Annotated in this window: 25 protein-coding genes; 12 read left to right on the forward strand and 13 right to left on the reverse strand. The window is 68.4% G+C overall.

Annotated elements, in window-relative coordinates; all coding sequences use genetic code 11:
• The first annotated feature begins 31 nt into the window (after nt 1-31).
• The 5 genes from R9J51_RS18480 to R9J51_RS18500 are packed head-to-tail and all read left to right on the forward strand — an operon-like array spanning nt 32 to nt 3508.
• The gene (locus R9J51_RS18480; protein WP_168556829.1) at nt 32-1207 is read left to right on the forward strand and encodes an amine dehydrogenase large subunit; all 1176 of its coding nucleotides are present in this window, start codon (nt 32-34) and stop codon (nt 1205-1207) included.
• Nucleotides 1204-1773: a MauE/DoxX family redox-associated membrane protein gene (locus R9J51_RS18485; protein WP_432787663.1), complete on the forward strand. Its 570-nt coding sequence runs from the start codon at nt 1204-1206 to the stop codon at nt 1771-1773. The genes R9J51_RS18480 and R9J51_RS18485 overlap by 4 nt, the downstream gene beginning before the upstream one ends.
• A complete protein-coding gene (locus tag R9J51_RS18490) occupies nt 1770-2372 on the forward strand; it encodes a methylamine utilization protein MauD (protein WP_179505334.1) in 603 nt (200 codons plus the stop codon). Before R9J51_RS18485 ends, R9J51_RS18490 begins: the two co-directional genes overlap by 4 nt.
• A 34-nt stretch (nt 2373-2406) precedes the next feature.
• Complete coding sequence (locus R9J51_RS18495; protein ID WP_168556827.1) at nt 2407-2955, forward strand: methylamine dehydrogenase light chain; 549 nt, start codon at nt 2407-2409, stop codon at nt 2953-2955.
• 34 nt (nt 2956-2989) lie between these two features.
• Nucleotides 2990-3508, forward strand: a complete 519-nt coding sequence (locus R9J51_RS18500; protein ID WP_432787664.1) for a cytochrome C — start codon at nt 2990-2992, stop codon at nt 3506-3508.
• Between the two features lie 55 nt (nt 3509-3563).
• Here R9J51_RS18500 and R9J51_RS18505 read toward each other — a convergent pair whose 3' ends face one another.
• Complete coding sequence (locus R9J51_RS18505; protein WP_432787665.1) at nt 3564-5333, reverse strand: amidohydrolase; 1770 nt, start codon at nt 5331-5333, stop codon at nt 3564-3566.
• Nucleotides 5334-5433: 100 nt separating this feature from the next.
• Here R9J51_RS18505 and R9J51_RS18510 point away from each other — a divergent pair, with 100 nt between their 5' ends.
• Together R9J51_RS18510 and R9J51_RS18515 are read left to right on the forward strand one after the other, a co-directional pair.
• Nucleotides 5434-6600, forward strand: coding sequence for an aminotransferase (locus R9J51_RS18510; RefSeq protein ID WP_179505336.1), 1167 nt, complete (start codon nt 5434-5436; stop codon nt 6598-6600).
• Nucleotides 6601-6707: 107 nt separating this feature from the next.
• Complete coding sequence (locus R9J51_RS18515) at nt 6708-6902, forward strand: YqaE/Pmp3 family membrane protein (protein ID WP_168556825.1); 195 nt, start codon at nt 6708-6710, stop codon at nt 6900-6902.
• Between the two features lie 7 nt (nt 6903-6909).
• Here the strand turns inward: R9J51_RS18515 and R9J51_RS18520 are convergent, their stop codons facing one another.
• From R9J51_RS18520 to R9J51_RS18535, 4 genes are all read right to left on the reverse strand, one after another.
• The gene (locus tag R9J51_RS18520) at nt 6910-7602 is read right to left on the reverse strand and encodes a glutamine amidotransferase (RefSeq protein ID WP_168556824.1); all 693 of its coding nucleotides are present in this window, start codon (nt 7600-7602) and stop codon (nt 6910-6912) included.
• Nucleotides 7603-7674: 72 nt separating this feature from the next.
• Nucleotides 7675-7848: a hypothetical protein gene (locus R9J51_RS18525; protein ID WP_168556823.1), complete on the reverse strand. Its 174-nt coding sequence runs from the start codon at nt 7846-7848 to the stop codon at nt 7675-7677.
• 307 nt (nt 7849-8155) lie between these two features.
• The gene (locus tag R9J51_RS18530) at nt 8156-8314 is read right to left on the reverse strand and encodes a hypothetical protein (protein ID WP_168556822.1); all 159 of its coding nucleotides are present in this window, start codon (nt 8312-8314) and stop codon (nt 8156-8158) included.
• Between the two features lie 49 nt (nt 8315-8363).
• On the reverse strand, nt 8364-9956 hold the full coding sequence (locus R9J51_RS18535; RefSeq protein WP_179505337.1) for an isocitrate lyase: 1593 nt from the start codon (nt 9954-9956) through the stop codon (nt 8364-8366).
• 146 nt (nt 9957-10102) lie between these two features.
• Between R9J51_RS18535 and R9J51_RS18540 the strand changes: the two genes are divergently transcribed.
• The 5 genes from R9J51_RS18540 (at nt 10103) to R9J51_RS18560 (ending at nt 14645) form a co-directional block, all read left to right on the forward strand.
• Nucleotides 10103-11521: a helix-turn-helix transcriptional regulator gene (locus tag R9J51_RS18540; RefSeq protein WP_179505338.1), complete on the forward strand. Its 1419-nt coding sequence runs from the start codon at nt 10103-10105 to the stop codon at nt 11519-11521.
• 227 nt (nt 11522-11748) lie between these two features.
• A complete protein-coding gene (locus R9J51_RS18545; protein ID WP_179505339.1) occupies nt 11749-12258 on the forward strand; it encodes a GNAT family N-acetyltransferase in 510 nt (169 codons plus the stop codon).
• Between the two features lie 22 nt (nt 12259-12280).
• The gene (locus R9J51_RS18550) at nt 12281-12856 is read left to right on the forward strand and encodes a DUF1285 domain-containing protein (RefSeq protein WP_179505340.1); all 576 of its coding nucleotides are present in this window, start codon (nt 12281-12283) and stop codon (nt 12854-12856) included.
• Entirely contained in the window at nt 12853-13464 is a 612-nt protein-coding gene (locus tag R9J51_RS18555; RefSeq protein WP_179505341.1) for an NUDIX hydrolase, read from the forward strand. Before R9J51_RS18550 ends, R9J51_RS18555 begins: the two co-directional genes overlap by 4 nt.
• Nucleotides 13461-14645 carry a CCA tRNA nucleotidyltransferase gene (locus R9J51_RS18560; protein ID WP_179505342.1) on the forward strand — a complete coding sequence of 395 codons (1185 nt, stop codon included), beginning with the start codon at nt 13461-13463 and terminating at the stop codon, nt 14643-14645. Before R9J51_RS18555 ends, R9J51_RS18560 begins: the two co-directional genes overlap by 4 nt.
• 117 nt (nt 14646-14762) lie before the next feature.
• Here the strand turns inward: R9J51_RS18560 and cobU are convergent, their stop codons facing one another.
• Genes cobU through R9J51_RS18600 form a run of 8 tightly spaced genes read right to left on the reverse strand, consistent with a single transcriptional unit; the run spans nt 14763 to nt 21350 of the window.
• The gene (gene cobU, locus R9J51_RS18565) at nt 14763-15269 is read right to left on the reverse strand and encodes a bifunctional adenosylcobinamide kinase/adenosylcobinamide-phosphate guanylyltransferase (RefSeq protein WP_179505343.1); all 507 of its coding nucleotides are present in this window, start codon (nt 15267-15269) and stop codon (nt 14763-14765) included.
• Entirely contained in the window at nt 15262-16719 is a 1458-nt protein-coding gene (locus R9J51_RS18570) for a cobyric acid synthase (RefSeq protein ID WP_179506557.1), read from the reverse strand. Before R9J51_RS18570 ends, cobU begins: the two co-directional genes overlap by 8 nt.
• Complete coding sequence (gene cbiB / locus R9J51_RS18575; RefSeq protein WP_179505344.1) at nt 16719-17660, reverse strand: adenosylcobinamide-phosphate synthase CbiB; 942 nt, start codon at nt 17658-17660, stop codon at nt 16719-16721. The genes R9J51_RS18570 and cbiB overlap by 1 nt, the downstream gene beginning before the upstream one ends.
• Nucleotides 17653-18639 (reverse strand): aminotransferase class I/II-fold pyridoxal phosphate-dependent enzyme, encoded by a 987-nt coding sequence (locus R9J51_RS18580; protein ID WP_432788009.1) that lies wholly within the window; start codon nt 18637-18639, stop codon nt 17653-17655. Before R9J51_RS18580 ends, cbiB begins: the two co-directional genes overlap by 8 nt.
• Nucleotides 18636-19367, reverse strand: coding sequence for an adenosylcobinamide-GDP ribazoletransferase (gene cobS / locus R9J51_RS18585; RefSeq protein ID WP_179505346.1), 732 nt, complete (start codon nt 19365-19367; stop codon nt 18636-18638). The genes R9J51_RS18580 and cobS overlap by 4 nt, the downstream gene beginning before the upstream one ends.
• Complete coding sequence (locus R9J51_RS18590) at nt 19364-19933, reverse strand: histidine phosphatase family protein (RefSeq protein ID WP_179505347.1); 570 nt, start codon at nt 19931-19933, stop codon at nt 19364-19366. Before R9J51_RS18590 ends, cobS begins: the two co-directional genes overlap by 4 nt.
• Nucleotides 19930-20946 carry a nicotinate-nucleotide--dimethylbenzimidazole phosphoribosyltransferase gene (gene cobT, locus R9J51_RS18595; RefSeq protein ID WP_179505348.1) on the reverse strand — a complete coding sequence of 339 codons (1017 nt, stop codon included), beginning with the start codon at nt 20944-20946 and terminating at the stop codon, nt 19930-19932. The genes R9J51_RS18590 and cobT overlap by 4 nt, the downstream gene beginning before the upstream one ends.
• Nucleotides 20943-21350: a DUF1636 domain-containing protein gene (locus tag R9J51_RS18600; protein WP_169476004.1), complete on the reverse strand. Its 408-nt coding sequence runs from the start codon at nt 21348-21350 to the stop codon at nt 20943-20945. The genes cobT and R9J51_RS18600 overlap by 4 nt, the downstream gene beginning before the upstream one ends.
• Nucleotides 21351-21365: the final 15 nt, after the last annotated feature.

Consider the following 21365-nt stretch of genomic DNA (forward strand, 5'->3'; position numbering starts at 1 on the left):
GGCTGTCACATTCAAACGGGGGCCGGCCACGATGACGTTTGCTGCCATCAAGGGGCGTTTCTTCGCATCTGCAACACTGGCTTTGGCGCTCGGCGGCGCGATGGCGCCGGCCATGGCGGCCCCGGTCGCCTCGGTCGAGCCCGAACAGTCCGACGTGGCGCAATTGACGCCGCCCAAGGCGAGCTGGTTCTTCATCAACCGCGGCTTCACCGAGAATTCCTCGGCGATCTACGACACCACCACCGGCAAGCTGCTCGGCCATGTCGAAACGCCGCAGCTGACCGACCTGGCGCTCGATCCGGCGGGCAAGTTCTATTACGTGTCTTCGACGTTGTGGACCAAGGCCTCGCGCGGGACGCGGCAGGACTATGTCTCGGTGTTCGACAGCGTCGATCTCAAGCTGCAGACCGATATTCCCATCCCCGGCCGCCTGCTCGTGGGCGGGCGCCTGAACAATTTCGTGGTCAGCCCCGACGGCAAGTTTGGCTATGTCTACAACATGAGCCCGGCATCGTCGGTCAACGTGGTCGACCTGGCGGCGCGCAAGTTCGTCAAGTCGGTAGAGCTGCCTGGCTGTGCCAGCCTGGTCTCCGTACCCGGCGTGGGGATTTCCGCCCTGTGCTCAGATGGTTCGCTCGCCACGCTCAGCCTTGCCGGGGCGAAAAGCGCGATCACCCGCAGCGAGCCGTTCTTTTCCGCGACCGACGATCCGATCTTCGACAATTTCCAGGTCGATCGCACCAAGAACCAGATCGTGATGCTCAGCTACACGGGCAAGATCTATACCGCGACGCTGGGTGCCAAGCCGGTGATTTCCGCGCCGTTCTCGCTTCAGGAAGCAGCCGGCGTGCCGGCCGGCTCCTCCGCGCCGAACCTGGTGAACTGGTATCCTGGCGGGGTGCAGCAGATGGCCCTGCATGTCCCCACGGGGCAGCTCTACGTGCTGATGCACATGGGCGAATTCTGGTCGCACAAGGCTGGCGCCAGCGAAGTGTGGCAGCTCGATCTTGCCACCCGCAAGGTAGTCAAGCGCATGGCCGTGCCGGGTGAACCGCGCATGATCGCCGTGACGCAGGAAGCCACGCCGCACCTGGTCTTCGCCGGAGAGGACGAGACCGTCTACGTCTATGACCTTGCCACCGGCAAGCAGGCGTGGAAGCTCGATCAAGCCGGCAACGGCGTGATCACGGTGGCGCAATCGCAGTGATCACGAGCGCCGCCCCCAATCTTGCGGGCGCGGTGGCCCTGGTGGGCCAGATCGCCACGGTCGGCGTGGGGCTGGTGTTCATGACGGCTGGGCTGGGCAAGCTGCGCCACCGGGCTTTGCTGCCCGGCGTATTGGCCAACTATCGCCTGCTGCCCGCGGGGCTGGTCGCGCCGCTGGCCGCCGTGCTGCCGGTGGTGGAACTGGCACTGGGCGGCCTGCTGGTGTCCGGCTTGCTGTCGGTGCCGGCCACGGCCCTGGCCATGGCGCTGCTGCTGGTCTTTGCCTGGGCCATGGCGGTGAACCTGCGGCGCGGGCGTGGGCATATCGATTGCGGCTGCGGGCATGCCGCCTTGCGCCAGCCGCTCGCCTGGCCGTTGGTAGCGCGCAACGTGGCCCTGGCTGCGCTGCTCGTGCCGGCGCTGGCGGGCCTGCCTTTGCCGGCCGGAACCTGGCCACTGGGCCTGACCGGCGGCGTGGTGCTGTTCCTTCTGTTCCAACTGTTCAATGCGATCGTGGCGCTGGCGGGTTCGCCCCTGGCAAACGCGCGAAAGGTAAGCGTTCGATGATGACGGCTCTGATCGTTGCGCAAGGGATTTCCTGGGTAGTCATCGCCGCGTTGGTGGTGGCGCTGCTGGCGCTGGCCCGACAGGTGGGCGTGCTGCACATGCGCGTGGCGCCGGCCGGCGCGCTGACCACAGCCGGTGGCCCGGCGGTGGGTGCGGCCAGCCAGGCGGTGGAAAGCCGCAACCTGGATGGCGCGCCGGTCCTGGTGGGCGGCGCGGCACATGGCACGCCGCTGCGCCTGCTGATGTTCGTCTCGGCCTCTTGCCCGCTGTGCAAGAACCTGATCCCCATGGCCAAGTCGTTTGCCCGTGACGAGCGCGTGGCGCTGACTTTCGTGGGCGACGACACGGTGGACGCCCAGCGCGAGATGATCGCCCGCCATGGCCTGGAAGCCTATCCCTTCGTCAACGGTCCGGAAGTGGGCCAGGCCTTTGCCGTGGGCAAGCTGCCGTTCGCCGTGCTGCTCGACGACAAGGGCGTGGTCCTGTCCAAGGGACTGGTCAACAGCCGCGAGCATCTCGAAAGCCTGGTGATCGCCCACGAGATGCGGGTCCATTCGGTGCAGGATTATGTGGCGCGGATGCACGGCGCTGTCGCCTGAACCCTGACGCCAAGATTTTTGAGGGGCAACGATCATGATCCATTTCGATGCTGACAGCCTGGGCGAAAAGGTCCTGCGTCGCTTTGCCGGTGGCACCTCGCGCCGGGGCATCCTGGCCCGCCTGGGCACTGCGCTGGTGGCCGCGCCGCTGTTTCCCGTGCTGCCCGTCAGCCGCGCCAACGCCGCCCCGGCCAAGCCCGATCGCGGGCCCGAAGCCAAGACCGGCTTTGCCCGCGGCGCGCAGGTGACCGACAACACCAAGTGCGATTACTGGCGCTATTGCGCGATCGACGGCGCACTGTGCACCTGCTGCGGCGGCGGGGTGCACACCTGCCCGCCCGGCGCGGAACCCTCCCCGGTTTCGTGGGTGGGCACTTGCGTCAATCCCGAAGACGGCAAGTCCTACCTGATCGCCTATCGCGATTGCTGCGGCAAATCCTATTGCAACAAGTGCAATTGCGACAATGCCGACCGCGAAACGCAGATCTATGTGCCGCAGCTCAACAACGACATCATCTGGTGCTTTGGCACACAGAGCATGGAATACCATTGCTCCACCGCCGTGCTGGTCGGCGCGGCCTGAGGCTGGCACCATGCGCTTTGCCCGGATTGCGTTGATGGCGGCGACTGCCATGTTGGGGGCGGGCCTGGCCACGCGGCTTGCCGCGGCGCACGATGCCACGCCCCCCGCGCCGCCACAGCAGGTGATGGAAGACCCCAACCAGGCGCGCGTGGACTATATCGAGAATTGCGGCGGCTGCCATGGCGTGAACGGCAGCACCGTGCCCGCGCAATTGCCCGAACTGATGGGCCGGGTCGGCTGGTTCATGTGCACGCCCGAAAGCCGCGCCTATCTGCTGCGCCTGCCCAACGTGGCGCACAGCCGCATTCACGACAATGCCGAACTGGCAGACCTGATGAACTACGTGGTATTCGTGCTGGGCGGCAACAGCGTGCCCGCCGGCACCCGGCCGTTCACCGCCGACGAGGTGGCCCGCGAACGCCAGCATGCCCTGGCCAATGCCTCGCTCACCGCCGAGCGCCTGCGGCACGCCACCGCCGCGGTCAAGCAGTGCCACGCCCCGCAGGATATCAAACTGCTCTATCCCGGCTACAATCCAGCCACCGCGCATTGACGGGCAGGCCCACGCTTGGGCAGCGCGGCATCATGGCCGCGCTGCCCATGGGCGTTTACCCCCGGGTTCGGCTGTCATAGACCAGCTTGCCGCCCACGAACGTCATGTCCACCTTGCCTTTGAGCAGGGCTTCGGGCGCAACCGTCAGCGGATCGAACGGCAGCACGATCATGTCGGCCAGCTTGCCCGGCTCCAGCGTGCCTTTCTGGTTCTCTTCCCATGAAAGCCAGGCGCCGTTGGCGGTGTACATGCGGATCGCCTCGGCCCGCGACACCGCTTCTTCCGCGCCATGCACCGCGCCGCTCGGCCCCTTGCGCGTGATCGCCGCATAGAGGCCGACCAGCGGCCCCACCGGCAGGTTGTCGCTGCCAAAGGCCATGAACAGCCCGAACTTCTTCACCGGCGTGGCGATCGCATTGTTGTGGGCCAGCCGCCAATCGTCGAGCACCTGGGTATAACGGTCTTCCAGGTTGTAGAGGAAATTGGGCTGCTGCGCGATCATCACATGATCGCGCGCCATGGTCTGCATCGTCGCCACTGGCGGCAGAATCGTGAAATGGTCGGTGAACCAGCGGCGTTCGGCGGGCTTGTGCGCGGGATCGGGGATCGTGCCCAGCGCCTTGTCATAGGCGGCCACGGTCTGGACGATGGCCGCATCGCCGATGCAGTGCAGCCCCAACTGCCAGCCCGCCCTTGCGGCGGTATCGACCATCGCCTGCAATTGCGCATCGGTGAACCGCCCCTTGCCGCGAAAGCCGGGCTGGCCCTTGTAATCGGCCAGGAGCCAGGCGGTCGGCCCGGTAAAGCCGCCGTCCACCGCGTTTTCACCGATCGCGCCCAGCCGCACGCGGTTGTCGCCATAGCCGGTGTGGTGCGGAAAAGCCTTGAGCCGCTCTGCCCCGGGATAGCTGATGTACATGGTCACGCGGGGCAGGCTTTCGCCCATTTCCGCATAGAGGGCGCGCGCGCGGCGAAAGGTCATGCCCGCGCCCAGCAGGTCCAGCCCCTGTTCGCCCGGCTTGGGCCCACCCGCGCCATAGGGTTCATCGTCGATCGATCCGCTGGCGTCGTGGAAACTGGTGATGCCCAGCGCCAGGATCGATTTGAGCCAGGTGACCGTCGCCGGCTTCATCACGTCCCAACCGGGCTGCGGGATCAGGCGCAACACCGCGCCATAGCTTTCGCGGATGATCCCGTTGGGTTCGCCGCCCGCATCGTGTTCGATCAGGCCGCCGGCCGGATCGGGCGTGTTGCGATCGATGCCCGCCAGTTTCAGCGCCAGCGAATTGGCCACCGCCGAATGGGACCCGGCGCGCACCAGCAGCACGGGATTGTCGGGCGCCGCGGCATCGAGATCGGCGCGGGTGATATTGCGCTTTTCCGCCAGGTTGGCTTCCTGCCAGCCATAACCGGTGATCCACTGGCCCGGTCCCAGCGCGCGCGCCTTGTCGCGCAGCATGGCCTGCACCTCGGCCATGCTGGCGGCCGACGCCACGGCAATGTCGCTCGGCTTGATCGGGGCGGGATGCAGGTGCGTGTCGATGAAACCGGGCATCAGTGTGCGCCCGTGCAGATCCACCACGTTTCGGGCGCGATAGCGGGCCAGCAGCCCTTCCCCGCCCACGGCAACAATGCGATCGCCTTTGACAGCCACCGCCGACGCCACGGAAAACCGCCTGTCCACCGTCAGGACATGGCCGTTGTGCAGGATCAGGTCTGCCTGCACGGCGCCGGCTTGGCCCCGGGCCAGCGCCACCGGCGCTGCCCCTGCCGCCGCCACCGTCATTGCCGCTGCGGCCACGCCGCAAAGCCACGTCCTGCCCATGATCTGCCTGCCCCCTTGATCGTTGCCAGCCACGCTAGCAAATTGTGATCGCAGTGCAACGGCCCTTGCCGCGCGGTGTCGCGCGCATAGAATAGCCGCCATGACCACGCCGTGCCTGAACCCGCTTTACGCCCAGATGCCGACCACGATTTTCGAGGCCATGTCGGGCCTGGCGCGGCAACACGGGGCGATCAACCTGGGCCAGGGCTTTCCCGATGGGCCGCCCCCGCCCGCCCTGGCGCAAGCCGCCGCGCGCGCCATGGCAGAACGATCGCAGCAATATCCGCCGATGGCCGGCGTGCCCGAACTGCGCGATGGCGTGGCCGCGTTCTACGCCCGGCGCCAGGGCCTGGCCCTGTCGCGCGAGCACGTGATTGTCACCTCGGGCGCGACGGAGGCGGTGGCCGCCGCAATCCTGTCCACGGTGCAGCCCGGTGACGAAGTGCTGGTGCTGGCCCCGGCCTATGACGCCTATGCCCCGTTGGTGCGCCGCGCCGGGGGCGTGCCGGTGTTCGTCGCGCTCAGCCCGCCGGCCTGGGCCATGCCGATCGACGCCTTGCACGCCGCGATCACGCCACGAACGCGCGCGCTCATTCTCAACGATCCGCTCAATCCCACCGGCACCGTGACCACCGCCGCCGAGCGCGCCGCATTGGCTGCACTGTGCGTGAAGGCCAATCTTGTCGCCATCTGCGACGAGGTGTGGGAAGTGGTGCGCTTCGATCGCCAGCTTCACGCGTCGCTGATGGCCGAGCCGGGCATGGCCGCCCGCACGATCAAGATCGGTTCGGCCGGCAAGATCTTCGGCGCCACGGGCTGGAAAGTGGGTTGGCTGGTGGCCGATCCGGCGCTGGCGGCCGTGGTGGCCCGTGCACACCAGTTCCTTACCTTCACCACGCCGCCGATGCTGCAATGGGCCGTGGCCGAGGGGCTGGCCGATGACGCGCTGATCGATAGCCAGGTGGCCGACTGGGCCGCTTCGCGTGCGGCGCTGCTGCGCGCCCTTGCGGCCCATGGCTTTGCCGTGCTGCCGGGCACGGCCACGTGGTTTTCCTGCATAGACCTGGCGCAAAGCGGCTTCACGCTGGATGACACTACCTTTGCCACCCGCGCCGTGGCCGAAGCCGGGGTTGCCACGATCCCGCTGTCGGCCCTCTGGGAAGGGCCGCCCGCGCCGCGCCACATCGTGCGGCTGTGCCACTGCAAGCCGGCGGCGATGGTAGAGGAAGCCGTGGCGCGCCTGGCGGCTTGGCGGGATGGGCTTTGATGCCTATCGCCTGCCGACGCCCATCGGCCCTTCATCGACAAGGCATTGCCCGCCGTCGCCGGCTTCCTATCTTCAACAGGCTCGCAACCGAAATCCCGGAGAATGCCGTGCTCTACCTTGTGGCGATCCTGTTTCCGCCGCTCGCGCTGTTGCTGGTGGGCAAGCCATTCCAGGCGGTGCTCAACCTGTTCCTGTGCCTGTTGTTCTGGATTCCCGGTGTCGTGCACGCGCTGTTCGTCGTGCATTCGGCCAAGGCAGACGCGCGCACGCAGCGCATCGTGACGGAACTGCGCCGGCGCTGAAGCGGCCCTAAGCCAATCCTGCCAGCCATTCCCCGATCATGGCCCGGCCGGCCTGAACCGCGCCACCGCCGTGGGCATCGTGCGCGTGGCGCAGCGAGGCCTCGGTGTGGCCGGCGGCCGAGACATCCTCGGGGGATTGCTCGATCCAGGCGTCAAATCGCGGATCTTCGCCCATTTCGGCGTGGAATTGCAGGGCCAGCAGGTTCTTGCCACGGCGAAACGCCTGGTGGGCATAGACATGGCTTGACGCCAGCAGTTCCGCGTTGGGTGGCAGCGTGAAGGTGTCGCCATGCCAATGCAGCACCGGCACGCCGGCAACATGGCGCAGCGGGCTGTCGGCAACGTGCACCTGCACGGGGTGGAAACCCACTTCCTTGGCATGGCCGCGATAGACATCCGCGCCCAGCGCTGCGGCAATCATCTGCGCGCCAAAGCACACGCCCAGCGTGGGCCGGTCGGCTGCCAGGCGCAGTGCCAGGCGGCGCATCTGGCAGCGGATCCAGGGATGCTCGATCTGGTCATAGATGCCCATCGGCCCGCCCATCATGATCAGCAGGTCGGGCTCGCGCAGGTCCAGCGCCGGAAAGGCCGGATCGGACACATCGATCCGGTCAACCACATAACCGGCCTCTTCGATCGGCTGACGATAGCCGGCCACCCCTTCGTAGGGCACGTGGCGGATGATCAACGCAGACTTCATGGGCCTCTATCGTGAACAATCGGTTTCAGGCGGGCAAGCGCACCCTTGGGGTTTTCTACAGGGGTCTTGTCGTCACAGGCCCAGCCGGCGGAAAAATTCCTCCGCCGTGCTGGGCCGTTCGCCATCCGGCCGCGCGGCGCCCAGCGTGCCCCACGAAGGGTGCGGCAGGGGCGCGGCAACGCGAAGGGATGCCGGCTGGCGGGAAATTCGGCGGGCCAGTTTGGGCTGGGCAAGCAAACGGGACATTCGCATTCTCCTTTTTACGGGGCCGAACACGAACCTGGCCACATGGCCTCGCTTTCGTGCGCTTTAGCTTTTGGTGACGCGGAGCAAGCTGGCAGGATCAAAAGCCGCGATCGGACATGCCGATGCATTTTCTCTACTGATTCGGTTGATAAAGGTCATTCGAGAAATGCTGAAGGCTGCCCAAGATTTCCTTGGGCTGTCGAGCACGCAAAGCCCTGGCCAAGAAGAAGGCCCGCCGCGCGCCCTTGGGCGTGCGACGGGCCAGCCTTTCCTCCCCAGGAAAAGCGAAGTCGTCCGATCCTGCGGCTTAGCGCCCGATGGCGCTGCCGAGGCGGTGATAGAGGTGCGAGAACTTCACCGATTCGGGCTTGTCCTCGATATCCTTGAGGTAGTGCAGCACGGCCTCGCGGATCAGCTTGAAGTCCTCGGTCGAGAGGACTGCACGGGCACGGGCAGGTTCAGCCATTGTCCTTCTCCTTCGTGTTGGGTTCGCTTCTCTTGATTCTTGGCCTGGCTCAGGCCGCGAACTGGTTCATCGTGTTGTGTGCGCCGCCGGCCTTGAGCGCGGCTTCGCGGGCGAAGTATTCCTTGTGATCGTCGCCGATGTCCGATCCGGCCATGGCCTGGTGCTTGACGCAGGCAATGCCCTGGCGGATTTCCTGGCGCTGCACGCCCTTGACGTAGCCCAGCATGCCCGCCTCGCCGAAGTACTCGCGGGCCAGGTTGTCGGTGCTGAGCGCGGCCGTGTGATAGGTCGGCAGCGTGATCAGGTGGTGGAAGATGCCGGCTTCGCGCGCCGCATCGCGCTGGAACGTGCGGATGCGCTCGTCGGCCTCTGCCGCCAGCGGCGTTTCGTCATAGTCCACGCTCATCAGCCGCGCCCGGTCATAGCCGCTCACGTCCTTGCCTTCCGCCGCCCAGGCGTCGAACACCTGCTGGCGGAAATTGAGCGTCCAGTTGAAGCTGGGCGAGTTGTTGTAGACCAGCTTGGCATTGGGGATCACTTCGCGGATGCGCGAAACCATCCCGCCGATCTGGCCGATGTGCGGCTTTTCGGTTTCGATCCACAGCAGGTCCGCGCCGTTCTGCAGGCTGTTGATGCAATCGAGCACGCAGCGGTCTTCCCCGGTGCCGGGGCGGAACTGATAGAGGTTCGAAGGCAGGCGCTTGGGCTTCACCAGCTGCCCGTCGCGGGTGATCAGCACGTCGCCATGGCCCAGCGTGGTGGCGTCGACCGGCTCGCAATCGAGGAAGCTGTTGTACTGGTCGCCGATGTCGCCGGCTTCGCGGGTGAAGGCGATCTGCTTGGTCAGGCCCGCACCCAGCGAGTCCGTCCGCGCCACGATCACGCCATCGTCCACGCCCAGTTCGAGGAACGCGTAACGGACCGCGCGGATCTTGGCGATGAAGTCCTCGTGCGGAACGGTGACCTTGCCATCCTGGTGGCCGCACTGCTTTTCATCGGAAACCTGGTTTTCGATCTGGATGCAGCAAGCGCCCGCCTCGATGAACTTCTTGGCCAGGAGATACGTCGCCTCGGCGTTGCCGAACCCGGCGTCGATATCGGCCACGATCGGCACGATGTGCGTTTCGTGGGTGTCGATATCGTGCTGGATCTTGGCCGCACGCACCTGGTCACCAGCCGCGCGCGCCGCGTCCAGATCGCGGAACAGCTGGTTCAATTCGCGCGCATCGGCCTGGCGCAGGAACGTGTAAAGCTCTTCGATCAACGCGGAAACGCTGGTCTTCTCGTGCATCGACTGGTCGGGCAGCGGCCCGAATTCGCTGCGCAGCGCGGCGACCATCCAGCCCGACAGGTAGAGGTAGCGCCCCTTGGTGGTGCCGAAGTGCTTCTTGATGGAAATCATCTTCTGCTGGCCGATGAAGCCGTGCCAGCAGCCCAGCGACTGGGTGTAATTGGCTGGATCGGCATCATAGGCAGCCATGTCGCGGCGCATGATCGCGGCGGTGTAGCGCGCGATGTCCAGCCCGGTGCGAAAGCGGTTCTGCAGGCGCATGCGCGCCACGCTCTCGGCGGCGATGCCGTCCCAATGGGTATTGGGCGTGATCGTGCGATCGGCCTCGATGATCGATTGCTGGTACGTCATGGCATGTGCCCCTTCCGGTATGCGTGATCCTTCGCTGCAACCGGAATTACTGCTGCATGATGCACTGCGGAATGCGTTACGGGGTCATGTTGTCAAACTTTACAGCTTTTGCTTGTAAAGTTGTACAGGCCTGACAAGATGCCGCCATGGCCCGACCATCCGCCCCATCCCGCCCACTCTACCTGGGCCCGCGCATCAAGCGCCTGCGCCGCGAACTCGGCCTTACGCAACAGGCCATGGCCGAGGACATGGGCGTTTCGCCCAGCTACATCGCCCTGATCGAGCGCAACCAGCGTCCGTTGACGGCCGACCTGCTGTTGCGCCTGGCCGCCACCTATCGGCTCGACATGGCCGACCTCGCCGCCCAGGACCGCGACGATCACGCCCGCCGCCTGGCCGAGGCGCTGCGCGATCCGCTCTTTGCCGAAATCGACCTGCCCGCGCTGGAAGTGGCAGACCTCGCCACCAGCTTCCCCGGCATGACCGAGGCGATGCTGCGCCTGCACGGCGCCTATGCCCGCGCGAATCAGGCCCTGGCAGAAGGGCGCGAGGCCCATTCCGCTACCCCGGCTGCGGACCCGATGGGCGAAGCCCGGCGCTTCATGAGCGCGCGGCAGCACTGGTTTGCCGCGCTCGAAACCCGCGCCGAAGCCGTGGCCACCGAAATCGACAGCGCAGGCGGTAGTGCCGAATGGCTGCGCCAGGCCGGTGTGCGCGTGCGCGCCATGCCGGCCAGCGTGATGATGGGCGCGCTGGCCCGCTATGACCGGCACAACGAACAGCTCCTGCTCGACGAGTGCCTGGGGCCCCAGCGCCGCGCCTGGCAGATCGGCCTGCACATTGCCTATACCAGCCTGCGCCCCGATATCGCCGCCATCGTGCGCGGCGAAAGCTTTGCCAGCGCCACCGCCGCGCAACTGGTGCGCCGCGCCCTGGCCGAACTGGGCGCGGCGGCGCTGCTCATGCCCTATGACCGCTTTGCCCGTGCCGCGCAGGCCCTCGGCCACGATCCACAGGCGCTGGCAGACCTGTTCGGCCTGGAATGGCAGCACGCCGCGCTGCGCCTTGCCACGCTGAACAAGCCCGGCCACGAAGGCGTGCCGTTCTTCCTGGTGGAGCAGGATGCTGCCGGCAACGTTACGCGGCGCATGGACGGCGCCAGTTTTCCGTTTGCCGCGCCCTCGGCCGCAGGGGGCGGCGGCTGCCCGCTGTGGACCCTGCACCAGGCCTTTGCCCGGCCCGGTGAAGTGCTGACCCAATGGCTGGAAATGCCCCATGGCGAGCGCTTCTTTTCGGTCGCTCGCACCGTGGACGTGCCCACCGGTCCCGGCCTTCCCCCGGTGCGCCGGGCGATGGCATTGGTCTGCCCGGCGGCCCACGCACCCCGCGTGGCCGCCGCCCGCGGCGCCGATCCGCAAGCAACGCCGGCAACGCCGGTGGGTGTGACCTGCCGCCTGTGCCAGCGCACCGAGTGCCCGGCCCGCGCGCAGCCGCCACTGGGCCGCGAAATCCTGCCCGACGATTATCGCCGCGCCGCCGTCCCCTTCGTGTTCAGCGAGAGTTGAGCCCAGCAACGGGAAGCACCCTCGCAGTCAAGCGCCGCGCCAGCGCCCTTCGACAAGCTCAGGGCGAACGGAGGGGGGAGAGCGATTCTCTGAAATCCCGTTCGGGCGTGGCCTGTCGAAGCCCCGGCCCCACCGCCGCCGGCCCCCAATCGCTTGCACCCCCGCCCCCCGGCCGCTATCGGCCGCGCGACTTTTCCCGATTCCCCAGCGCAAAGGCGCCCTGTCCCTTGTCCACGATCATTCCCCTGGCCGACGTCGATCCGCAACTGGTCGAAGAGCTGCTCGATGCCGCATTCGAACCGGAACGCCGCCAGCGCACGGCCTATCGCCTGCGCGAGGGGCTGGAATGGCTTCCTGGCCTGTCGTTTGCCGCGCTCGACGACGAGGACATGCTCGCCGGCACGATCCAGTGCTGGCCCGTGGCGCTCACCACGCTCGAAGGCCGCCGCGTGCCGATGATCATGGTCGGCCCCGTGGCGGTGATGCCGGGGCAGCAGGGGCGCGGCTATGGCAAGGCGCTGGTCACGGCCAGCCTGACGGCGATCGATCCGCGCGCACCGCTACCGCAGGTGATGATCGGCGATCCGGAATACTACGAACGGTTTTTCGGTTTCAGCAATGCCCACACCGGCGGCTGGCAGCTCCCCGGCCCGTTCGAGCAGCACCGCCTGCTGTGCCGCACCGCCAATCCTGCCGTTCTCCCGGCCGAAGGCGTGCTGGGGCCTTGGCGGGGCTGATCAAGTCTGGCACTTGCGAGGCGTGCCCTACGATCCTCCCCCCGAGCTGGCCGGTCTTTCGCTGAGCGAAATCGCCGCGCTGGCGCAAAGCCGCCGCCTGCCCCCGCTGGACCAGTGGAGCCCCGCCCACAGCGGGGAAAGCCACATGCGCATCCAGGCCGATGGCACCTGGCTGCACGAAGGCAGCCCGATCACCCGCCCGGCCATGGTCCGCGCCTTTGCCACGCTGCTGATGCGCGACGCGGACGCGCAGCACTGGCTGGTTACCCCGCACGAGCGCCTGGCCATTGCCGTGGACGATGCCGCGCTGATCGCCATCGACATGGGAGTGCGGCACGATCCCGCCACTGGCGAAGCGGTGCTGGCCTTCCGCCTCAACACCGACGATATCGTGCTGTGCGGGCCCGAGCACCCCTTGCGCGTGGCCGGCACGCCCGATGTGCCCGCATTCTACCTGGCGGTGCGCCACGGCGTGGAAGCGCGCCTCAACCGCAGCACTTATGGCCAATTGGTGGCCCATGCCCTTGATGTGTCCCCGCCCGAAGCGCTTGGGGTTTCCAGCCGGGGGGCCCACTTTGCCCTGGTGCCGCCAGCGTGACGGCTTCGCTGTTCGACCGCCTGCGCGCCTTGCACCGCGCCGGGCATGACGGGCCCACTCCCGATCTGATTGCCGATTGGCGCGTGTTGCCGCCGGGCGGCTTGCGCGCGGCGGCCGTGCTGATCGCCGTGACCGACCGCGCCGATCATCCCGATGGCCCCGGCGTGCTGCTGATCCACCGCCCCAGCCACATGCGCGCCCATCCCGGCCAGGCGGCGTTTCCGGGCGGCAAGATCGAACCGGGCGAAACACCGGTCGAAGCTGCGCTGCGCGAGGCGAACGAGGAACTCGGCATCGATCCGGCCGACGTGCGCGTCATCGGGCCGACCGATCGCTATCGCACCGGCACCGGGTATGACATTACGCCCGTTCTGGCCGTGGTGCCCGAAGGCCTGGCGCTCCAGCCCAATCCGGCCGAAGTGGCCGGCTGGTTCGAACCGCCACTGGCCTTGCTGATGGACCGGCGCCGCCACGGCTGGGTAGAGGCGGAATGGAACGGCCAGCGCGGCCGCACGATCGAGCTGATCTGGCAGGGCCACCGCATCTGGGGCGTGACCGCCGCGATCATCGCCAACCTCGCCAAACGCCTGGAATGGCCCGCCGCATGACCACAACCCTGCCCGCCGCCCCCTGGACCGCCCGCCAAGACCTGGCCGCGCTGGTGGCCGCGCTCGATCCCGACGGGGCAGGCACCTGCCGCTATGTCGGCGGCGCGGTGCGCGACACATTGCTGGGCATCGATGTGAAAGACATCGACATGGCCACGCCGCACCGGCCGGAAGAAACCCAGGCCCTGCTCAAGGCCGCCGGCATCCGCCAGGTGCCCACCGGCCTTGCCCATGGCACGATCACCGCCGTGCTGCCCGGCGGCCCGGTGGAAATCACCACCCTGCGGCGGGATGTGTCCACCGACGGGCGCCACGCCACCGTGGCGTTTTCGCAGGAATGGCACGAAGACGCCGCGCGGCGCGATTTCACCATCAACGCGCTCTATGCCGATCCGCGCACCCTGGAAATCAGCGACTATTTCGGCGGGGAGGCAGACCTTGCCACCCGCACCGTGCGCTTCATCGGCGATGCGCAGCAGCGCATCCGCGAGGATTACCTGCGCATCCTGCGCTATTTCCGCTTCCAGGCGCGCTTCGGCTCACTCCCCGCCGATGCTGAGGCAGAAGCCGCCTGCGCCGCGCTGGCGCCGGGGATGAAAGGCCTCTCGCGCGAGCGGATTGCCAGCGAACTGCTGGGCCTGCTCGCCCTGCCCGATCCCGCGCCCACCGTCACGCGCATGGCGCAGCTGGGCGTGCTGGGGCAAGTCTTGCCAGAGGCGGACCCGGACGCGCTGCCGGCGCTGATCGCGGCCGAAGCGCGCGAGGGGCTTGCGCCCGATGCGCTGCGTCGCATGGCCGCGCTGCTGCCGGCCGATCCGCCGCTGGCCGACCAAGTCGCCGCGCGGCTGCGCCTGTCGGCCGCCCAGCGCAAGCGCCTCGCCAGCGCCGCCGCGCGCACCGTGCTCGATGGTGCGCGCCCGGCGCGCGCACTGGCCTATGAACTGGGCATGGCAGAAGCCATCGACCGCCTCGCCCTCGCCGGCCGCGACACCGCAGACCTGGCGGACTGGACCGTCCCGCGCCTGCCGCTCAAAGGCGGACAGATCGTGGCGCGCGGCGTGGGCGCCGGGCCAGACGTCGCCCGCACCTTGCGCGCCGTGGAAGCCCGCTGGGTCGCCGAAGGCTTCCCCGACGAAGCCCGCGTGATGCAACTGCTGGACGAAGAACTGGCAAAAATCTGACTCAACTCCCCCTCCTCTTTAGAGGAGGGGGCCGGGGGGTGGTGGAAACCTGGCGCAAGGCCCCACACCACCCCCAACCCCCTCTTCTAAAGAGGAGGGGGCTTTTGCAATCCCCCCCTACTTCAACCGCACCGCCAGCCCCGCACAGACCAGCACCGCCTCGTCGCAGCAGGCCGCCATGCGCTGGTTGGCCCAACCGGCCTCGTCGCGAAAGCGCCGCGCGAGGGCATTGTCGGGCACGATGCCCTGGCCCACTTCGTTGCTCACCAGGATCACCAGCCCCGCCGCCCCGGCCACCGCGCGCTCCAGCGCGTCGAGCGCCCCTGAAATGTCCCGCTCCGCCAGCATCAGGTTGCTGAGCCAAAGCGTGAGGCAATCGACCAGCAGCACGCGGCCCGGCCCCGCCTCCCGCGCAATCGCCTCGGGCAAGTCCAGCGGCGCCTCCACCGTCTGCCAGCGCCCATCGCGCTCCGCCTGGTGGCGGGCGATGCGGGCGGTCATTTCCCCGTCGAAAGCCTGCGCCGTGGCGAGATAGACCGGTGCCAGCCCGCTCGCCTCGGCGCGCATCTGGGCATGGCGGCTCTTGCCCGACCGCGCCCCGCCGATCACGAACAGGCTAGGCATCCTGCGCCGCCAGGGCCAGCAATCCGTCTATATCCATGTGCCGCTCCAGTTCCTGCGCGATCTCGTCCAGCGCGGCATCCACCACGGCATCGTGATCCGCCCCGTCAGACGGCGCGCCCAGCCAGGCCAGCAGTGCCCCGCGCAAACCCGGCCCACCCAGCGCGCCATGGACATAGCTGCCGATCACCTGCCCCGCCGCGTCCATCGCCCCATCGGCGCGCCTGCCGTCCAGCACGGCAAAGGGCCGCGCGCAATCGGGGCCTTGCGTTTCGCCCATGTGCATCTCGAACCCGGCGAAGGCCTGCCCCATGGCCTGCCCCGTCACGCGGCGCAGCGCCTTGTCGGGGGTCAACACCGTCGTCACGTTCAGCAGCCCCAGCCCGGCCACTTCGCCCGGTGGCCCTTCGATGCCCAGCGGATCGGCAATCGTCAGGCCCAGCATCTGGTATCCGCCGCAAATGCCCAGGATGCGCCCTCCACGCCGGTGGTGGGCCAGAATATCGATATTCCAGCCTTGGGCGCGCAGGGCGGCCATGTCGGCCAGCGTGGCTTTCGATCCGGGCAGCACGATCAGCGCGCAATCGGCGGGGATCGGCCGGCCGGGCGGCACCATCACCAGTTCCACCCCGCTTTCGCCTTTCAGCGGATCGAGATCGTCGAAATTGGCAATGCGCGGCAGGATCGGGCAGGCAATGCGCAGGGCACCGGGGCGCGGCGCGGCGTGGCGTTCCAGCACCACGGCGTCTTCGCTGGGCAGCCGCGCACTGGCCACCAGCCAGGGCACCACGCCAAACCCGCGCCAGCCCGAAAGCGCTTCGATCTGGCGATAGCCATCCTCGAACAGCGCCACATCGCCCCGGAACTTGTTGATGACAAAGCCCTTGATCATGGCGGCGTCTTCCGCATCGAGCACCGCGCGGGTGCCCACCAGCGCGGCGATCACCCCGCCCCGGTCAATATCGCCCACCAAAACCACCGGCACTCCGGCGGCGCGGGCAAAGCCCATGTTGGCAATGTCCCCGGCGCGCAGGTTGATTTCGGCGGGCGAACCCGCGCCCTCCACCAGCACGAGATCGGCCCGCGCGCGCAGGCGCTGCCAGCTGGCCAGAACTTCGGGCAGCAGCGCCGCCCGGCCCATGCGGAAATTGCCGCTGCCCAGCGTGCCACGCACTTTGCCGTGGACCACCAGTTGCGAGGTGTGATCGGCCTGGGGCTTGAGCAGCACGGGGTTCATGTCGGTGTGCAATTGCGCGCGGCAGGCCAGCGCCTGTAACGCCTGCGCCCGGCCGATCTCGCCGCCATCGGCGGTGACGGCGGCGTTATTGGACATGTTCTGCGGCTTGAACGGCAAGACCCGCAGGCCCCGGTTCGCCGCCGCGCGGCACAGCCCCGCCACCAGCACCGATTTGCCCACGTCAGACCCGGTGCCCTGCACCATCAACGCACCCATCATGATCCTTTCCATGCCCACAGCGCGGCTAGCACGATCAGCAGCACGCAGGCGCGGCGATAGAGGCGCAAGGCCCGCGCCACATCGCCCGCCGTCGCCTCTACCCGGCCATCACCAATCCACGCCTTGTCGTGCACCACGCCGTCATAGGCCACTGGCCCGGCCAGGCGCAGGCCCAGAGCGCCGGCCATCGCTGCCTCGGTCCAGCCGGCATTGGGCGAGGCATGGCGGCCATGATCGCGCCACAGCACCGCCCAGCCACCTCCACCCGCCAGGCACAGCAGCACGGCCCCCAACCGCGCTGGCAGCAGGTTCAACACATCGTCCAGCCGCGCCGCTGCCCAGCCGAACGGCCCCCACGGCGCCTCGCGATGGCCGATCAGGCTGTCAGCGGTGTTGATCGCCTTGTAGGTCCAGAGGCCAGGCAACCCACCCACGACCAGCCAGAACAGCGGCGCGGCCACGCCGTCGCAAAAACTTTCGGCAAGGCTCTCGATCGCGGCGCGCGCCACGCCGGCGGCATCGAGCGTGGCGGTATCGCGCCCCACGATCATCCCCACCGCGCGCCGCGCCGCCGGCAGATCGCCCTGCGCCAGTCCCACGCCCACGGGCCGCACATAATCATGCAGGCTGCGCAACGCCAGCCCCGGCCAGGCAAGCAAAGCCACCGCCGCCCAGGCCCATGGCCCCAGCAGCCAGCCGGCCAGTGCCTGCAACAGCCAGCCGCCGCCAATCGCCAGCACAAGCAGCACCAGCGCGGTCAGCGCGCCCATGGCCCGCCGCAGCGTCGCACCCCATTCCTGCCGGTTCCAACCCCGTGCGCACCAGCCGATCACGCGGGCAAAGCCACCCACCGGATGGCCCAGGCGTGCATAGAGCGGCGCGGGCCAGCCGATGGCCGCGTCCACCAACAACGCGGCCAGCACCATGGGTTCAGCCATGATCAGGCTCAATACATTCGGGCAGGGCCTCCACCAGCCGCGCCAACGCGGCCGCATTGCCAGGCAAGCCCAGCCGCAGCCAATCAGGTCGCGCAGCAAAGGGCCGCGTCAGGATATGCTGCCGGGCAAGGTGATCGAACAGGGCCGCCCCATCCACCCCGCGCACCAGGCGGAACAGCGGGCACATGCCGCCCGGCGCATAGCCTTTGGCCACCAGCCCCGCATCGAGCGCGGCGGCCTGCGCGGCCAAATCGACCCGCGCCTGCGCAATCCAGCCCGCGTCGCGATAGGCCGCGGTGCCGATGGCCAGCCCCGCCGCGCTCACCGGCCAGGCCCCCAGCCGCGACCGTACCTTATCCAGCAACCCGCGCGGCCCCAGCACAAAGCCCAGCCGCACGCCGGCCAGCCCAAAGAACTTGCCGAACGAGCGAAACACCACCAGCCGCCGCGCCTCGCCCACGTCCCCGGCCAGGCTCTCAGCGGGATGCGTGTCGGCAAATGCCTCATCCAGCAAGAGCCAGCCCTTGCACCCGCGCCGTTCCAACAGATCGCGCATGGCGGCGCGGGGTAGCAAACGGCCATCGGGATTGGCCGGATTGGCCATGACCAGATGCCCGCCATCGGCTGCCGCCAGATCATCGACCGCCACGCTATCGCGCAGCATGGCGGCATGGGTGCGATAGCCATGCGCGGCATGGAAGCCCGCCTCACCGATCAGATCACCCACCAACCGCAGGCCGATCTCGGTGCCCGGCACGGCGCAGACATGATCGACCGCGCAGCCGAAATGCCCTGCCGCCGACCGCTCCAGCGCATGCAACGCCGCTTCATCGGGCAGTGCCTGCCAATCGACCGGCACTTGCGCGGTGTGGGGCCAGGGGCGAGGGTTGATTCCGGTGGACAAGTCCAGCCAATCGCCATCGCCATAGCGCACCCGCGCCGCCGCCAGCCCGCCGCCGTGCCAGGTGAACCGGTTCAGCTCCACAGTCGCGCCTCCACGCACACCGCCAACAATAGAACGACTTCGTTCCATTCGATCCCGGCGCCATGGCCATCGCCCGAAATTCCGCCGATCCGCGTGGCCAGCCACCGGCCCCACAGCGCGATGGCTGGCACCGCCACCAGCAGCGCAGGGTGCCACCAGGCTGCAAGCAACAAAGCGCCGGACCACAGCGCCAGATCGCGCCGCCGGATCGCCCCGGCAAAACGCGCGCCCAGCCCGGCATGGAGCGGCACCATCCAGCGCGCCCAGGCCAGCGGGCCGATGCGCGCCGCGAACGGCACCAGCACCACGGCGGCCAGCCCATGCTGCACGGCCACGGCGTGCAGCAAAACCAGCTTGGCCATAAGCTGCATGACCACGGCCACCACGCCAAAGCTGCCCACATGGGGATCGGCCAGCACGGCCAGCAGCCGCGCGCGGTCCTGGTGCGCGGCGTGCGCGGCGCCGCTGGCATCGGCGATATCGGCCAGGCCATCGAGATGCAGCGCGCCGGTGATCCACACCCAGGCGATCACGCCGGCCAGTGCGCCGGTCCAGGGATCGATCCACGCCCCGGCCCAGGCGGCGCCGGCCACAGCAGTGCCCACGATCAGGCCAACAGCGGGAAACCAGCGCATGCAGGCGGCAAAGTCCGCCTCATCCGCCATGACCGGCGGCAGCGGCAGGCGGGTAAGGAACTGCGCTGCCAGGATCAGCCGCTTCATGCCGCCAGCCCCACGATCTGCGCCACGCGCGGCTTGACGGGCCAAACCTTCAGGCTGAGCAGCGCGGTATAGGGCAAGTCGAACGCCCAGGCCTGTTCCGGCGAGAAGCCGCACAACGCCGCCAGTGCCGCGCGCATCGCCCCGCCATGCGTTACCACCAGGGTATCGACCGGAGCCAGCGCGGCCAGCGCGTCGGCCACGCGCGCGCGCAGGGCTGCCCAAGGCTCGCCGCCGGGTGGGGCGTGGGCATCGGGATCGCGGTAGAACGCCGCCAATGCCGCCGGCTCGATCTGCGCCGGGGCCATGCCGTCCCACGCGCCGAAATCCAGCTCACGCCAGCGCGGATCGGCCTTTGCCACCAGGCCCAGCGGCGCGGCGATGGCCTGGGCCGCTACCCGGCAGCGTTGCAGGTCTGACGTGATCACCTCTGCCACGCGCAAGCCCTGCGCGCGGGCCACGCAAGCAGCCAGTCCATGTGCCGCAGAGGGCATATCACGATGCCCCAGCAACAGCCCTGGCTGTTCGGGCGCGCCATGGCGCAAAAGATGCAGCATGAACGCGGTCATAGCCCGGCGGCCACCCCGGCTTCGTCGAACGTGGCCATCTGCGCATGGGCAGCCAGCGCGGCGCGGATCACGCCCACCGCCACGGCCGCGCCGCTGCCCTCGCCCAGCCGCATGTTCAGGCTGAGCAGCGGATCGAGGCCCAGCCGCGCCAGCAGGCGCACATGGCCCGGTTCCGCCGAACAGTGCCCGGCCAGGCAATGATCGACGATGCCCGGCGCCTGCACCGCCAGCGGCGCCACCGCCGCGCAAGTGATGAAGCCATCGAGCACCACCGGAATGCGCAAGGCCCGCGCGCGCAGCACGGCGCCGGCCATGGCGGCAATCTCCCGCCCGCCCAGGCGGCGCAGGGTTTCAAATGCCTGGTTCGGCGCATCGGCATGCCGGGCCAGCGCGCGTTCGATCACCATGGCCTTGCGCGCAACGCCACTTGCATCCAGGCCGGTGCCCGGCCCGGCCCAATCGGCCGCACTGCCACCGAAACTGCGCGCGCAGAGCGCGGCTGCGGCAGTGGTGTTGCCAATTCCCATTTCGCCCAGCGTCAGCAGATCGAGATCGGGCGTCACCACCTCCGCCCCGGCATTGAGCGCGGCCAGGCATTCGGCTTCGCTCATCGCCGGGCCAGCCGTGAAATCGGCGGTGGGACGATCGAGATCGAGCGCCACCACGCGCAAGTCCATCCCGGCCGCCCCGGCCAACGCGTTGATCGCGGCGCCCCCGGCGACAAAGTTGGCCACCATCGCGGCCGTCACGCTGACCGGAAAGGCGCTGACGCCGTGCACGGCAAAGCCGTGGTTGCCAGCAAAGATCGCGGTGCGCCCCTGGCCGATGGCGGGCCTCTCGCGCCCTTGCCACCCGGCCATGAACACGGCGATTTCTTCCAGCCGGCCCAATGATCCACGTGGCTTGGTCAAGACCGCCTGCCGCGCACGCGCAGCAGCAATGGCACCAGCATCGGGAGCCGAGAGATCGGCCAGCGCCGCAGCAAAGGCGGCGGGAGAGGCAAACACGCTCATACCGCAACAAACCCGGCGGGCGGGGTGCGGGTGATGAAATGGCCTTTCACGCCTTGCGGCCATTCCTTGAACGGCACGCGGCCATGCTCGCTTTGCGCATAGGCGGCCGCATAATCGAGAATGGCGGTGGCGGCCGCTTCATCGGGCGCGAACCGGCCCAGCACATAACCCACTTTGCCCGGCGCACGCAGGTGCACGGTGCAATGGTCCTTGCAGGCAAACAGGCAGGGCATTTCCTGCAAGGCGATGCCGGCATAGCGCGCATCGCCCTGCTGCACCGCGCGCAGCGCCTCCAGCAGGCGCGCGCCGCCGCGCTGGCCATTGTCATCTTCGCGCACGTCGGCGCTCAATCGGCAAGTGTTGCAGGCCACAATGGCCGGGCCATCGTCAACGGGTGTGAGCATGGGGGTATCCTTCAA

Origin of the sequence: Novosphingobium rhizosphaerae, from assembly GCF_050920675.1 — a bacterium.
Taxonomy (GTDB): Bacteria; Pseudomonadota; Alphaproteobacteria; order Sphingomonadales; family Sphingomonadaceae; genus Novosphingobium; species Novosphingobium rhizosphaerae.

Coding starts and splice junctions, on each gene's coding strand:
- cobS (WP_179505346.1), bottom strand. CDS start 19,367: ATGAAGCGGCTGATCCTGGCAGCGCAGTTCCTTACCCGCCTGCCGCTG.
- R9J51_RS18490 (WP_179505334.1), top strand. CDS start 1,770: ATGATGACGGCTCTGATCGTTGCGCAAGGGATTTCCTGGGTAGTCATC.
- R9J51_RS18505 (WP_432787665.1), bottom strand. CDS start 5,333: ATGGGCAGGACGTGGCTTTGCGGCGTGGCCGCAGCGGCAATGACGGTG.
- cobU (WP_179505343.1), bottom strand. CDS start 15,269: ATGCCTAGCCTGTTCGTGATCGGCGGGGCGCGGTCGGGCAAGAGCCGC.
- R9J51_RS18530 (WP_168556822.1), bottom strand. CDS start 8,314: ATGGCTGAACCTGCCCGTGCCCGTGCAGTCCTCTCGACCGAGGACTTC.
- cobT (WP_179505348.1), bottom strand. CDS start 20,946: ATGAGCGTGTTTGCCTCTCCCGCCGCCTTTGCTGCGGCGCTGGCCGAT.
- R9J51_RS18570 (WP_179506557.1), bottom strand. CDS start 16,719: ATGGGTGCGTTGATGGTGCAGGGCACCGGGTCTGACGTGGGCAAATCG.
- R9J51_RS18560 (WP_179505342.1), top strand. CDS start 13,461: ATGACCACAACCCTGCCCGCCGCCCCCTGGACCGCCCGCCAAGACCTG.
- cbiB (WP_179505344.1), bottom strand. CDS start 17,660: ATGGCTGAACCCATGGTGCTGGCCGCGTTGTTGGTGGACGCGGCCATC.
- R9J51_RS18535 (WP_179505337.1), bottom strand. CDS start 9,956: ATGACGTACCAGCAATCGATCATCGAGGCCGATCGCACGATCACGCCC.
- R9J51_RS18540 (WP_179505338.1), top strand. CDS start 10,103: ATGGCCCGACCATCCGCCCCATCCCGCCCACTCTACCTGGGCCCGCGC.
- R9J51_RS18520 (WP_168556824.1), bottom strand. CDS start 7,602: ATGAAGTCTGCGTTGATCATCCGCCACGTGCCCTACGAAGGGGTGGCC.
- R9J51_RS18495 (WP_168556827.1), top strand. CDS start 2,407: ATGATCCATTTCGATGCTGACAGCCTGGGCGAAAAGGTCCTGCGTCGC.
- R9J51_RS18510 (WP_179505336.1), top strand. CDS start 5,434: ATGACCACGCCGTGCCTGAACCCGCTTTACGCCCAGATGCCGACCACG.
- R9J51_RS18480 (WP_168556829.1), top strand. CDS start 32: ATGACGTTTGCTGCCATCAAGGGGCGTTTCTTCGCATCTGCAACACTG.
- R9J51_RS18525 (WP_168556823.1), bottom strand. CDS start 7,848: ATGTCCCGTTTGCTTGCCCAGCCCAAACTGGCCCGCCGAATTTCCCGC.
- R9J51_RS18500 (WP_432787664.1), top strand. CDS start 2,990: ATGGCGGCGACTGCCATGTTGGGGGCGGGCCTGGCCACGCGGCTTGCC.
- R9J51_RS18600 (WP_169476004.1), bottom strand. CDS start 21,350: ATGCTCACACCCGTTGACGATGGCCCGGCCATTGTGGCCTGCAACACT.
- R9J51_RS18590 (WP_179505347.1), bottom strand. CDS start 19,933: ATGACCGCGTTCATGCTGCATCTTTTGCGCCATGGCGCGCCCGAACAG.